The 13,696-nt window shown below is 73.0% G+C and carries 7 protein-coding genes; 3 read left to right on the top strand and 4 right to left on the bottom strand.

What is annotated here, in order from left to right; all coding sequences use genetic code 11:
• Positions 1 to 4: 4 nt before the first annotated feature.
• From FHR36_RS39565 to FHR36_RS28340, 3 genes are all read right to left on the bottom strand, one after another.
• Positions 5 to 6,238 carry a DNRLRE domain-containing protein gene (locus FHR36_RS39565; protein ID WP_301330743.1) on the bottom strand — a complete coding sequence of 2,078 codons (6,234 nt, stop codon included), beginning with the start codon at positions 6,236 to 6,238 and terminating at the stop codon, positions 5 to 7.
• 103 nt (positions 6,239 to 6,341) lie between these two features.
• Complete coding sequence (locus tag FHR36_RS28345) at positions 6,342 to 6,614, bottom strand: hypothetical protein (protein ID WP_253801634.1); 273 nt, start codon at positions 6,612 to 6,614, stop codon at positions 6,342 to 6,344.
• A 44-nt stretch (positions 6,615 to 6,658) separates the two neighbouring features.
• Positions 6,659 to 6,829 carry a hypothetical protein gene (locus FHR36_RS28340; protein WP_253801633.1) on the bottom strand — a complete coding sequence of 57 codons (171 nt, stop codon included), beginning with the start codon at positions 6,827 to 6,829 and terminating at the stop codon, positions 6,659 to 6,661.
• A 237-nt stretch (positions 6,830 to 7,066) separates the two neighbouring features.
• Here FHR36_RS28340 and FHR36_RS28335 point away from each other — a divergent pair, with 237 nt between their 5' ends.
• The gene (locus FHR36_RS28335; RefSeq protein WP_253801632.1) at positions 7,067 to 8,053 is read left to right on the top strand and encodes a helix-turn-helix transcriptional regulator; all 987 of its coding nucleotides are present in this window, start codon (positions 7,067 to 7,069) and stop codon (positions 8,051 to 8,053) included.
• Positions 8,054 to 8,282: 229 nt separating this feature from the next.
• The gene (locus FHR36_RS28330; protein ID WP_308199659.1) at positions 8,283 to 10,706 is read left to right on the top strand and encodes a DUF8508 domain-containing protein; all 2,424 of its coding nucleotides are present in this window, start codon (positions 8,283 to 8,285) and stop codon (positions 10,704 to 10,706) included.
• A 142-nt stretch (positions 10,707 to 10,848) separates the two neighbouring features.
• On the opposite strand, the gene FHR36_RS28325 is transcribed toward FHR36_RS28330, so the two are convergent.
• Positions 10,849 to 11,775: an SGNH/GDSL hydrolase family protein gene (locus tag FHR36_RS28325; protein WP_253801630.1), complete on the bottom strand. Its 927-nt coding sequence runs from the start codon at positions 11,773 to 11,775 to the stop codon at positions 10,849 to 10,851.
• Between the two features lie 251 nt (positions 11,776 to 12,026).
• On the opposite strand from FHR36_RS28325, the gene FHR36_RS28320 reads away from it, so the two are divergent.
• Entirely contained in the window at positions 12,027 to 13,682 is a 1,656-nt protein-coding gene (locus FHR36_RS28320) for an FAD-binding dehydrogenase (protein ID WP_253801628.1), read from the top strand.
• Positions 13,683 to 13,696 lie beyond the last annotated feature (14 nt).

The raw sequence follows: 13,696 nt of genomic DNA, 5'->3' as shown, positions 1-13,696 counted from the left end.
CGGGTCAGCAGGAGGTCTGCCAGGCCCAGACCCCCGGGAACGGGAGCGAGTTCCAGCCGACCGCCGCCAGGCCGATGGCCAGGCACCGGTGGTAGTAGTACGCCTTGCTCGCCATGTGCTGCACGTAGCCGGAGTAGGCGCCGGCCGCGAGGGCGAAGCCCGCGCCGACCGGGCCGAGCAGGCCCACGCCGACCCAGATCGGGCCGTAGATGTAGTGCGCGTTGCGGCCGATCTTCCCGGTGTACGCGCGGTTGAAGTAGAAGACGATCTTCGCGCCGTACTTCAGCCCGCGCCAGCCCAGGTGCGCCTCCAGGTGCACCCACACGTGGCCCCAGGAGTACCAGCGGGTCTTGGACCAGCTCCACCGGCCGTCCAGGTCGTACATGTTGACCGGGTCGGTCGGGTACACGTACGCGTTGGCGTTGCCGCCCCGGACCGGGTCGATCTGCAGGAACCGGCCGAGGCCCGGGTCGTAGAGGCGCGAGCCCATCAGGACCACGCCGCTGGCGGTGGAGGAGTCGCGCTGCTCGCCGCCGACCCAGCCGTAGCCGGTCGCCGGGTCGCCCAGGTTGACGCCGTACTCGTCGTAGCTGCGGACCGTCAGCGGCTGCGACTGGTCCAGCGGCAGCTGGACCGAGACGTCGCCGTGCAGGTTGGTGAGCTGCAGGACGGTCCCGCCGTCGACGCCGGTGATGGCGCCGAGGGAGCCGGCCAGGTCGGTCACGCTGCGGGCGATCGCGCCGTTGCCCGCCTTGGACCAGGTCGGGCTGTCACAGCCGCAGCCGTAGTGGTTCACGCTGGTGGCGGTGGTGGACCAGGTGCCGTCCGCCGCTTGCGTCTCGGTGGTGCGGGAGGCCAGGCGGCCGGCCGCGTCCAGCGCCCAGGTGTTGCGCTGGGTGCCCGAGGTCTCGGTGCGGACCAGGTCGTTGGCGTAGTAGCCGAACCGGCTGCCCCTGGGGTGGGTGGTGGTGCGGCCGAAGGCGTCGTACGCGGCGCCGGTCAGGCGGTCGGCCGAGTCGTAGCCGTAGGTCGCGGTGGTGCTGACGGCGTCGTTGGTGGCCGGGTCGCAGTCCTCCGTGGTGGTGGTCAGCGAGGTCCGGTTGCTGTTCTTGTCGAAGCCGTAGGCGCGGGTGGTGCAGCCCGCCAGGGTCTTGTCCGCGGCCGAGGTGAGGCGGCCGGAGGAGTCGTAGCCGAAGGCGGACTCGGTGGTGGCGCCGGCGGTCAGCGCGTGCCCGGCCTGCTGGCCCTGCACGGTGAAGTCGGCGTAGTCGGCCAGGACCACGGTGCCGTCGGCGGCGGTGTACACCTTGCCGGTCAGCGTGCCCTGGGTGTCGTAGGTGTTGGTGAGGGTGTAACCGCCCGGCAGGGTCTGCTTGGTGAGCTTGCCGTCGGTGTCGTGCTCGGCGCTCAGGGCGCCGGCGACCGAGTCGGTGAGCGACTGCGGCCGGCCGTAGGCGTCGTAGCCGAGGGCGGTGGTGGACGGGGCCGAGTCGGTGCGCTTGACCGGGCGGTCCAGCAGGTCGTACTCGGTGGTGGTGACGTTGCCGGCGCCGTCGTCGTAGCTGACGGTGCGGCCGAGCCGGTCGTAGCCGGTCTTCACGGTGGCGGTGCCGTCGGTGGTGCTGACGACTCGTCCGGTGGAGGCGTCGTACGCGGTGGTGGTGTCCGGCACGGCGGTGCCGGTGCCGCCGGTGACCGCGACGGTGACCGGGCGGCCCGCGTCGTCGGCGGTCGTGGTGGTGGTGCGGGTGGTGCCGTTGGCAGTCTCCCGGACCACGGCCGGGTGGCCGTAGCGGTCGTACTCGGTGGTGGTGGTCGGGAGTTCGGCCGGGTTGGTGCCCGCGTCGGCGGCCGCGGCGGCCGGGCCGGTGGAGCAGGGCAGGTCGGCCCACTCCGGGCGGCCGGCGCAGGCACCGGTGCCGGTGGCGGACCAGTAGGTGACGACCGTGGTGCCGACGTCGCTGCCGCCCGACTTGGGCAGCGAGGTCCGCACCGCGCGGCCCTGGCTGTCGTAGGCGGTGGTCTTGGTGAGCTTCAGCCCGGCCGGGTCCTCGACCGCCTGGGTGGCCAGGCCCTTGGCCCAGTCGTAGCCGGTGGTGGTGGTCCGGGCGTCCGCGTCGGCGGCGTAGCCGTCGATCCGGGCGCCGACGGTGGCCGTGGTGGGCTGGTTGCTGACCGCGGCGTCGGCCGGACGGCCCTCGTCGTAGGCGGTCACGGTGTGGGTACGGGCCGGGATCTCGGAGCCGGCGGGCAGCGCGGGGCTGGTGCCGGAGGCGGCCGCCGCGTGCTCCAGGGTCACGGTGTGCAGCGGGCCGAACTGCTCGGTCTGCCGCTCGCCGTCGGTCGAGTAGACCGTGGTGGTGGACAGCGCCTGGGCGCGGTCGGCGGTGGAGCTCTTGTCGAGGCCGAGCTCGCGCAGCCGGGCCAGGCCGTCACCGGAGCCGGCCAGGGCGAGCGCCCGGTTCTCCGCGGTCAACTGGCGCACGGTGTTGCCGAAGGAGTCGTACTCGGTGGTGGTGACGCCGCCCGCGGCGGCCGAGTTCACCTGGCGGCCGGAGGCGTTGGTGTAGGTGATCAGGGCCTTGGCGAAGTCGCCCGAGCCGAGCACCCGGCCGTCGTGGCTGGCCGGCGGGGCGTCCGCCGGGAAGATCGCCATCGCGTCGGTGGGCGCGTCGCTCTGACCCCAGGCGGCGACGTCCGCGGCGCCGAGCTTGTACGGCGCGCCTGTGCCGCTGAGCGGCACGTCGTAGGCGAGGTTGACGGCGGCGGTGCCGCTCACCACGTCGGTGCTGCCCTGCTGGAGGGCGGGCCGGGAGACGGCCAGCAGCATGCCCTCACCGGCGGTGGCGGCGTTGCCGGCCTTGCCGTAGGTGAAGGTCCACGGCAGCTCGCCGGGCGGGGTCAGGGTGACGACCCGGCCGCCGGCGTCGTAGCTGTAGGCGGTCTTCAGCGCGGGGCTGATCCGCGGGTCCCAGCTCTCGCGCAGCCGGGTCATGTCGTCGTAGCGGTACTCGGCAATGGCGACCGCGGTGGCCGCGGAGGCGCCCGGGGCGTTGGACCACAGCCGGACCTGCTTCACCTGGCCGGCCACGTCGCCGAGCGCGGCGGTGGTGGCGGTGGTGGCGTCCGCGTAGACGTACTCCAGCACCCGGCAGCCGTTGGCCGCGGGGTTGGCGGCGCAGACCGCGTTGGAGACCGCCGAGGTGGGCGCGACCACGAACCTCGGGCGGGCCAGGGTCCTGCCGCCGACGGTGACCTTCTCCGAGACCACGGTGGTGGTGGAGTTGTCGGTGGCCGTCGAGGAGCCGGTGACCTGCCAGGTGGTGGCGGCCGGGTCCACCTTGCCGAAGGTGGCGGTGGCGCCGTTGGTGGACTTCAGGGTGAAGGTGCCGCCCAGCGAGCCGGTCAGGGTGAGCGTCTCCGCACCGGGCTCGGACTTCCAGCCGCCGCCGGTGGTGGCGGTGAAGCCGGTCTCCTGGCCGGTGCCGTCGACCACGGACACCGAGGTGGCCGAGGTCTGCCGGATGTACGCCCAGTCCGAGGAGGTGAGTTCGGCGATGTTGCCGGCGCTCCACTGCGGACCGAAGATCGCCGCCTGGCCCTCCTGGGCGGAGCCGTTGTCCGGGCGGCGCGAGGAGTAGGTCCGGGTGGTGCTCAGGCCGAACGCGGAGGCGTCGGTGGCGGTGAGGGTGAAGTCACCGGTCACGGTGTTCACCCGGCCCGGGCCGACCTCGGTGTCCGGGGCGTTGCCGCCGTTGCGGTCCACCGTGACGGTGTTGGGCTCGGAGGCGTCGGTGGAGGTGCCGTCGGTGAACACCGCCCGGACGTCCACCGGGCCGTCGGTGGCCAGGGTGTCGGTGATGTTCCAGGTCAGCGGCGCGGGCTTGCCGCCGGTGACCTGGAGCGGCCAGGCCGCCACGGCGCCGCCGGAGGCGGTGGTGACGTTGCCGACCGGGACGTCGGTCCAGGCGTCGGTCTCACCGCGGCGGTACTGGTAGCGCACTCCGGTCGCGGTGATCTGGCCCTCGGCCTGCAGCGCGGTGCGGCGGGCCGGCCGCTCGCCGGCGCCCGGCGAGGTGATCGCCGCGCCCTTGCCCGCGTTGAACACGTACGAGGTGTCGGCGGAGACGTTGCCGGCCGCGTCCCGGGTGTGGACGGCGAGGGTGTGCCGGCCGCCCTTGAAGGTGAGCGAGGCGCTCACCGGCGCGCCGGTGGTCGCCGCGGTCACCCAGGTGCCGCCGTCCAGCCGGTACTGGATGTCCTTCACGTCCGAGGTCGGCGGGGTGAAGGTGAAGCCGCCGGTGAAGTTGCCGCTGCCGTCCGGGGTGCCGGCCCACTGGCCGGCCGGGAAGTCGCCGGAGGAGACGGTGGTGGCGGCCGGCGCCGTGGTGTCCACGGTGAAGTTCTGCCAGGCCGACCAGGTGCCGTTCGAGGTCAGGCCGTCGGAGACGGCGGCCCGCCACTTGTACGCGCCGGCGGCCAGCGCGGTGGTCGGCGTCCAGGGCGCGTTGGAACCGGAGGCGACGAAGGCCGACTTGCCGGTCTGCAGCGCCGCGGTGCCGTTGGCGGCCCAGATCTCGTAGGTCAGCTGGACGGTGTTGCCGTCCGGGTCGGTGGCCTTGCCGGTCAGGGTCGGCGTGGCGTCGTTGGTGACCGCGCCGGAGAGCGGCGAGAGGGCGGTGGCCGCGTTCGGCTTGGTGTTGTACGTGACCGACAGGTACGGCGTGTTGGAGGCCGCGTTGCCGGAGTTGAACTTCTTCCAGGCGTACTCGTCGGTCTCGTCGGTGGCCCGGATGCCGAGGGTGTTGTTGGCGTTGCCGTTCCCGGCCCAGGCCTGCGCCAGCGAGGTGATGTCGGTGTTGGTCCAGCCGTCCGCGCAGGTGCTGGAGTAGCCCTTGGTCTGGGTGGTGGTGGCCCACTTGTGGTTCCAGCCGGGCTGCGCCGTCCAGCGGGTGGCGGTGGTGGCCGTCCCGGTGTCCCACACCTCCCAGCTGCGGGCGGAGCAGGACCAGGAGTGGAACTCGTACAGGTTGAGCTTGGCGGCGGTGACCTGCTTGCCGGTGATGGTGCCCATCGGGAACTGCAGGAACGAGCGCGCCACCTGGCTGGTGCCGTTGTTGCCGATCTTGAGCTCGGTCTGGGTGGAGACGTCGGTGGTGTAGCCCTGCTGGACGAAGGTGTCGAAGCCGACGCCGATGTTGACCGCCGGGTCGACGGTGACCGGGTACTGGGTCTTCGGGTCGTTCAGGAAGGCCTTGTCCGGGGTCAGCGTCACATCGACGTCGTCGCCGTTCTGGGTGACCTTCAGGCCGACCTTGGCGGTGTGCTTGCGGTCGCCGGTGTGGGCGTCGACCTGGGAGTCCCACATCACCGGGGCCGGCAGCAGGCCGGCCTCCTTGCCGGTCTTCGGGTCCACGAAGGAGACCGAGTCGTCGGCGTTGGCACGGGCCTGGAGGCCCTTGGCGTTCAGGGTGAGGGTGACCGTGCCGTTGGCGTCCACGGCGGAGCGGTCCTTGAGCTCCAGGTACTGCTCGAAGCCGGTCCTGGTGGACTCGATCACCAGGTCGGTGGCGGTGAGCGCGTCGGCGTAGCGGGCCTTGGTGCCTTCCACGGTCGGGGCGGGCAGGGCGCCGCGCCAGGCGACCGAGACCTGGTGGCCGTCGGCGTTCTGCAGGGAGATCAGCGGCGAGGCCGGGGTGTCCTTGCCGCCCGGGACGTCCTTGCCGGCCTGCGCGGCGTCGGCCTTGGCCTTGGCCTTGCCGGTCGGGCCGGCCAGGGTCAGGCCGTACGGGTGGGCCTTGGCCTTGACCGAGCCGTCCGGCTGCTTGGCCAGCGAGACGTCGACGTCCTGCCAGTGGCCGTCCCGGTCCTTGAAGCGCAGCGGGCCGCTCGCCAGGTCCTGGGTGGTGGTGCCGTCCGGGTTGGCCCAGCTGGTGGTGGACTCGGTGCGGGCGTCCAGGATCTCGATCGGGCGCTTCTCCAGGCGGGCCTTGAGGAACGCCGAGGCCGCGTCCTGGGCACTGGCCGGTCCGCTCGGGGCCGCCTTGGGCTTGGCGGAGGCGGCGCTCGCCGGGGTGACGGCGACGGCCTGGCCGGTGGTCATCAGGACGGCGGCGGACTCCGCGGCGAGGACCACCGAGAGGGCGACGGCGAGCTTGGAGAGCATGCCCCGGCCCGGTGCGGGCGGGTGTTGGCGTCCGGCCGGGGGCCGGGCGGGAACGCCGAGGCGGCGTGCCATGGGGACTCCTTGTTGTGGATATGACAACGCTCCGGATCGGCGGATCCGGCGCGACGGGGAAGGGGGAGAGGTCGGGGGCGGCGGGCGGCGGCCCGCCGCGGGCTCAGGGGTGCAAGGTGATCGAGAAGCCGGAACGGCCCCTCGCGGTCAGCGCGCGCTCCAGCAGCTCCCGGGCCCGGGCGGCGGCCTCGCGGTGGGAGGCCGCCTGCACGTACAGGACGACGCCGATCCCCTCGGGGGTCACGCCGGCCCGTACGTGCTCCAGACCGTGCTCGGGCCGGGCGTGCGCCCACAGCCCGTCCTGCACGGCATGGGCGTCGGCCGCCGCCGGCGGACCCGCGGCGGGGTCGCGCACGGCCAGATGGATGGCGAACACGGAGCTGCTTCGGAGCGCGCGCTGATCGGGACTACCGGGGAGGTCTACTTCCAGTCGTCCCAGCCGATCCCGCCGGTCGGGGGCTCGGTGATGCCGCCGGCGGCCCGGGCGGCGGCCGTCGCCGGACCGGCGAGGGCCTGCGCGGCCGGTGCGAGCACGGCGGCCGCGGCGGCGATCAGGGCGGCGGTGACCAGGAGGCGGGGGGTCTTCGGCACGGTGGTTCCTTTACCTTGCACGGGATCGCGTCTGTCGGGACGTCATCCTGCCGAGGCGCTGCGGCGCCCGGGAGATCCCGGGCGCGGCACCATGTGGCCTGGCAGCTTGGTGCCCGCCGTCACTCGGCCGTCGTGAAGTTGAGGCTTGCACGTTCACGATCAAAGGTGTGAAGATCGTGACGGCTGGTCAAGTGTCTGGTGTGGCTGTCGAACAACCCGAGGGCGGGGGCCGCTGACGTGCTGGAGTTGCTGGGGCTGGATCCGGAGTCGGAGGCGGTCTACCGCCAGATGCTCGCCGACCCGCACGGCGGGGTCGACGAACTCCGCCTCCGGTTGGGGCTGTCCGAGAAGGCGGTCCGCGCGGCGCTCGACAAGCTCGCCGACCTGACCCTGCTGCGCGCCTCCCGCGACGACCCCGGACGGCTGCGCCCGGTCAGCCCCGAGCGCGGCCTGGAGCTGATCCTGCGCCGCCAGGAGGAGGAACTCGCCCGCCGCCAGCAGGAGCTGACGCTCAGCCGGGCCGCCGCCGCCCGCGCCGTCGCCGAGTACGCCGACCTCCGGCCGGAGGCCGCCCCCGGCGCCCCCGAGCGGCTGGAGGGCCTGGACGCCATCCAGGCCAAGCTGGAGGTGCTCACCCAGCAGCTCACCGAGGAGTGCCTGTCCGTGATGCCGGGCGGCGCCCAGTCCGCCGCCAGCCTGGAGGCGTCCAAGCCGCTCGACCAGGACGCGATGGAGCGCGGCGTACGGATCATGACGCTCTACCAGGACAGCGTCCGCAACGACCAGGCGACCTTCGCCTACGCGCAGTGGATGACCTCGCTCGGCGGCAAGGTGCGGACCGCGCCGATCCTGCCGCCGCGCCTGCTGATCTTCGACCGGCGGGTCGCCGTGGTGCCGATCGACCCGGCCAACACCCGCCGCGGCGCGCTCTGCACCTCCGAGCCGGGCATCGTCGCCTCCCTGGTCGCCCTCTTCGAGCAGACCTGGACCACCGCGGTGCCACTGGGCGCCGGCCGCGGCGAGGACGCCGACACGGGCCTCAGCCCGGGCGAGCGCGAGCTGCTGCGCCTGCTGGCCACCGGCCTGACCGACGAGGCCGCCGGGAAGCGGCTCGGCGTCTCGCTGCGCACCGTGCGCCGGCAGATGGCCGCCCTGATGGAACGTCTGGGCGCCGCCAGCCGCTTCGAGGCCGGCCTCAAGGCCGCCCAGCGCGGGTGGCTGTAGGAGCCGTCCGGTTCGGCCGGATTTCGGCCTGAAGCCTCGCCCTGTGGCATCAACTGTTAACGCCCGGTGTCTTGTCGTGTCATCTTCTACGCGCGTATCTTCGGCTGGTCATCTACGCGAGTAGGCCGTGCGACGAACGCACTCTGACGCACCCTCACCCCCTCCCGGCGCCCCCACGGCGACCGGGTGTCCGGGCTGCCCGCAGCCGCCCACGAAGGAGTCCTGAACGGTGACCAAGCCCACCGCCGCCCGCCCCCGCTCGCGCACCCTGCTGCGCGCGACCGTCCCCGCGGCCGTCGCGGCCTCGCTGGTGCTCGTCCCGCTGCCCGGTGCCTTCGCCGCGCCCTCCACCGGCGCGGTCATCGCCGAGGTGTACGGCGGCGGCGGCAACTCCGGCGCCACCCTCAAGAACGACTTCATCGAGCTGGCCAACAAGGGCGGCGGCGCCTTCGGCCTCACCGGCTACAGCGTCCAGTACCTGACCGGCAGCCCGAGCGCCTCCAGCCAGTGGGGCGTCACCCAGCTGACCGGCTCGATCGCCCCCGGCGGCCGCTTCCTGGTCGCCGAGGCGGCCGGCGCCGGCGGCACCGTCGACCTGCCGACCCCGGACGCCAGCGGCAACCTGGCCCTCTCGGGCACCAGCGGCACCGTCGCCCTGGTCTCCGGCACCACCGCGCTGACCTGCAAGACCGCCGCCGACTGCGCCGCCGACCCGCGCGTGGTCGACCTGGTCGGCTTCGGCACCGCCGTGGTCCACGAGGGCAGCGCCTCCGCCGCCGGCGCCTCCAACACCGCCTCGGTCGCCCGCTCCGCCGCGCTGGCCGACACCGACGACAACGCCGCCGACCTGAAGGCCGGCGCGCCGACCCCGGTCAACAGCAAGGGCGAGGCCGCCGAGGGCGGCAGCGGCTCCACCGGCCCGACCGAGCCCGGCAGCGTCCGCATCCACGACATCCAGGGCAACACCCGCACCTCGCCCAAGGTCGGCAAGACCATCGCCGGCATACCCGGCGTGGTGACCGGCGTGCGCACCTACGGCTCCAAGGGCTTCTGGATGCAGGACCCGAACCCGGACGCCGACCCGGCCACCAGCGAGGGCGTGTTCGTCTACACCGGCAGCGCCGCCCCGGCCGTCAAGGTCGGCGACTCGGTGCTGGTGACCGCCAAGGTCACCGAGTACTACCCGGCCTACTCCGGCGGCGGCCAGTCCGTCACCGAGCTGAGCAACCCGCAGGTGACGGTGGTCTCCTCCGGCAACGCCGTGCCGGCCCCGGTCGTGCTGGACGCCTCCACCATCCCCGCCGCGTACACCCCTGACGCCGCCGGCGGTTCGATCGAGAACCTGCCGCTGCAGCCCGGCAGCTACGCCCTCGACCGCTTCGAGTCGCTGGAGGGCATGAACGTCGAGGTCCGCAACGTCCCCGTGGTGCAGGCCACCGACCAGTACCACGAGCTGTGGGTGGACGCCCGCTGCGCCGACCCGCGCTCCGGGCGCGGCGGCGTGGTCTACCTCGGCTACGACCGGCCCAACACCGGCCGGATCATGGTGCAGTCGCTCGGCGCCGCGGCCGACTTCCCCACCGCCAACGTCGGCGACCAGCTGCTCGGCGCCACCAGCGGCCCGCTCGACTACAACCAGTTCGGCGGCTACACCATCGCCGCGACCGGCCTCGGCACCGTCCAGGACAACGGCCTCAAGCGCGAGGTCACCGACCGGGCGCAGCCCAGCGAGCTGACCGTCGCCACCTACAACGTGGAGAACCTCGACCCGGGCGACCCGGCCGACAAGTTCGCCCAGCTGGCCACCGGCGTCGTCACCAACCTGCGCTCGCCCGACATCGTGACCCTGGAGGAGATCCAGGACAACAACGGGCCGACCAACGACGGCACCGTCGCCGCCGATGTGACGATCAACAAGTTCATCGACGCGGTCAAGGCCGCGGGCGGCCCGGCGTACGAGTGGCGCTCGATCAACCCGGTCGACGGCAAGGACGGCGGCGAGCCCGGCGGCAACATCCGCCAGGTGTTCCTGTTCAACCCGGCGCGGGTCTCCTTCACCGACATCGCCGGCGGCGACTCCACCACCGCCGTGGACGTCACCGGCACCGGCAAGCACACCGCGCTGACCGCCTCCCCGGGCCGCATCGACCCGAACAACGAGGCCTGGACCACCAGCCGCAAGCCGCTGGTCGGCCAGTTCAGCTTCCACAACAAGCCGGTCTTCGTGATCGCCAACCACTTCAACAGCAAGGGCGGCGACCAGGGCCTGGACAGCCGCTTCCAGGCGCCGACCCGCTCCTCCGAGGTCCAGCGCGTCAAGCAGGCGACCGTCGAGCACGACTTCGTCGCCAAGCTGCTGGCCGCCGACCCGGACGCCCGGATCGTCTCGCTCGGCGACTTCAACGACTACCAGTTCTCGACCGCGCTGACCACGCTCACCCAGGGCGGCGTGCTCCGCGACCTGGTCAACGAGCTGCCGGCGAGGGAGCGTTACTCCTACGTCTACCAGGGCAACTCCCAGGTGCTCGACCACATCCTGGTCAGCCCCGCGCTGAAGCGCCAGCACGTCGAGTACGACGTGGTGCACATCAACAGCGAGTTCGCCCAGCAGGCGAGCGACCACGACCCGCAGGTGGTCCGCATCAAGCCGTGACCGCGGTGACGGAGCCGGGCCGGCCGGAGGCGATGCGCCTCCGGCCGGCCCGGCCGTTTTTCACTGCGGATGGAGGCCGGCGTCCCGGATCCGGGTGGGTGGGGAGGATCCGGGACGCCGGGGTGCGGGAGTGGTCCGGGGGTCAGCGGCCGAGCGCGTGCAGGACCGCGGTGGCCATGACCTGCTCGCCGGTCGCGTTGGGGTGGAAGGGCACCGCGGGCGAGCCCGGCAGCGCGCCCTCGATCCAGCGGTCGTCGGAGCAGGCGTCGTGGCCCCGGGTCGGGGTCTGGGTGTCGACGTAGGTGGCGTTGTTGGCCTTGGCGGTGGTGGCGAGCATGGTGTTCAGCCGGTTGAGGACGCCGCGCAGGTAGGCGACGTCGCCGACGGTGACGGGCTGTCGGCCGGCGCAGTCCCACTCGTTCTCCGGCAGCACCGACGGGTACCCGACCAGCAGGACCTTGGCGTTCGGCGCCTTGGCGTGGATCTTCTGCAGGGCCGCGGCGAGCTGCGGCTCGGCGGCGTCGATCCGGTCGGCGAGGGTGTCCTCGCCCCACACCCAGGCCCACTGGCTCCAGCTCCAGTGGCCGTCGGCGTAGTGGTCCTTGCACGGGGTGCCGAACGGGTTGACGACCGCGCCCGCCACGCAGGTGGCGATGACGTCGCCGACGCCGAGGTCGGAGGTGCCGAGGTCGTTGCCGCCGATGCCGAGGGTGATCAGCGAGGTGTCGGGGGTGACCGCGTTCAGCTGGGGGTCGTTCACCTTGATGAAGGCGTCGTACTGCGGCTCGGTCATCGCCTCGACCTTGGCGGCCGCGCAGGTGACGTCGGTGTACGAGTTGCTGCCGAGGGCGGCTGCGACCAGGTGGCCGTAATTGTGGTCGGAGCGCAGGCAGAGGCCGGCCGAGGAGTGGGGGACTCCGGCGCCGGCGGCGTACGAGTCGCCGAGTGCGACGTACTTTCCCGTGGTGGGGGACGCGGCCTGGGCGGGGGACCCGGCGGCGGTGAGCGCGGCGGCCAAGAGGGCGCCGCTGACCAGGACGGACGATCGTTTCAGGGCACGGCTGAGCACGGTTCCTCCTGGGGGCCAGAACCTGGGTGGGTGGGGGTAGTACTGATCGGTAAGTTACCGACGGGTTAATGCGCTGTCCAGATATTCGGCAGGAATTCCTGAGAGTCTGTCAGCGGTATTCGGAATTCCGCTCCACCGTGGAGCGATGGGAATTCTGATACACCGTGGAGCGGAATTCCGCGCGGACGGTTGACCGGGGGGCCCGAAGAGCGCAGGATCATGACACCCCGCAGACCCTGGAGGACCGCCGCATGGCCCTGGACGCCGACGTCATCGTGATCGGGGCCGGCCTCGCGGGCCTGGTCGCCACCGCCGAACTCGCCGACGCCGGACGGAAGGTGATCCTGCTGGACCAGGAGCCCGCGGCCTCGCTCGGCGGCCAGGCGCACTGGTCCTTCGGCGGGCTCTTCCTGGTCGACTCGCCCGAGCAGCGCCGGCTGCGGATCCGCGACTCGCGCGAACTGGCCTGGCAGGACTGGCAGGGCTCGGCCGGCTTCGACCGGCCGGAGGACGCCTGGCCGCGCCGCTGGGCCGAGGCGTACGTGGACTTCGCGGCCGGCGAGAAGCGCTCCTGGCTGCACGGCATGGGCGTCCGGTTCTTCCCGGTGGTGGGCTGGGCCGAGCGCGGCGGACTGCTGGCCAGCGGCCCCGGCAACTCGGTGCCCCGCTTCCACATCACCTGGGGCACCGGGCCAGGCCTGGTCGAGCCGTTCGCCCGCCGGGTGCGGACCGCCGTCGCACGCGGCCTGGTCGACCTGCGCTTCCGCCACCGGGTCACCGCGCTCACCGCGACCGCCGGACGTACCGACACGGTGAGCGGCGAAGTCCTGGTGGCCAGTCAGGTCCGGCGCGGCGAGGCCAGCTCCCGCGAGGTCGCCGGGCACTTCGAACTCCGCGCCCAGGCCGTGGTGGTGGCCTCCGGCGGGATCGGCGGCAACCACGAGCTGGTCCGCAAGGCCTGGCCGGCCCGGCTCGGCACCCCGCCGGCCCGGATGCTCTCCGGCGTCCCCGCCCACGTGGACGGACTGATGCTGGACATCACCGGCGCGGCCGGCGGCCACCTGATCAACGGCGACCGGATGTGGCACTACACCGAGGGCATCGAGAACTGGGACCCGATCTGGCCGCAGCACGGCATCCGGATCCTGCCCGGCCCGTCCTCGCTCTGGCTGGACGCCCGCGGCCGCCGGCTGCCCGTCCCGCTCTTCCCCGGCTTCGACACCCTGGGCACCCTCGAACACATCATGACCACCGGGCACGACCACACCTGGTTCGTGCTCACCCAGAAGATCATCGAGAAGGAGTTCGCCCTCTCCGGCTCGGAGCAGAACCCGGACCTGACCGGCAAGTCGGTCCGCCACGTGCTCGGCCGGGCGCTGCCCGGCGCCCCCGGCCCGGTCGAGGCGTTCAAGCGCCACGGCGCGGACTTCGTGGTCGCGGACAGTCTCACCGAGCTGGTGCGCGGCATGAACGCCAAGACCCCCGAGCCGCTGATCGACGAGGCCGGGCTGCGCCGCGAGATCGAGGCGCGCGACCGCGAGATCGCCAACCCCTTCGGCAAGGACCTCCAGGTCACCGCCATCCACGGGGCCCGCCGCTACCTCGGCGACAAGCTGATCCGCACCGCCGCCCCGCACCGCCTGCTGGACCCCAAGGCCGGTCCGCTGATCGCGGTCCGGCTGAACATCCTGACCCGCAAGTCGCTCGGCGGGCTGGAGACCGACCTGTCCTCCCGGGTGCTCACGGCGGACGGCACGGTGCTGGACGGGGTGTACGCGGCCGGCGAGGCGGCCGGGTTCGGCGGCGGCGGGGTGCACGGCTACCGCTCGCTGGAGGGCACCTTCCTCGGCGGCTGCCTGTTCTCCGGCCGCGCCGCGGGCCGGGCGGCCGCCGAGGCGACCGCCTGACCTGCGGGGCGGCC

It is taken from the genome of Kitasatospora cinereorecta, from assembly GCF_024172095.1.
Classification (GTDB): Bacteria; Actinomycetota; Actinomycetes; order Streptomycetales; family Streptomycetaceae; genus Kitasatospora; species Kitasatospora cinereorecta.
Note: the sequence above shows the minus strand (reverse complement) of the source record. Positions and strands in the feature narration are given on the sequence as shown.

What these genes read in the sequence shown, in the direction of transcription:
- FHR36_RS39565 (WP_301330743.1), bottom strand. Translation starts at nt 6,238, where the DNA reads ATGGCACGCCGCCTCGGCGTTCCCGCCCGGCCCCCGGCCGGACGCCAA.
- FHR36_RS28320 (WP_253801628.1), top strand. Translation starts at nt 12,027, where the DNA reads ATGGCCCTGGACGCCGACGTCATCGTGATCGGGGCCGGCCTCGCGGGC.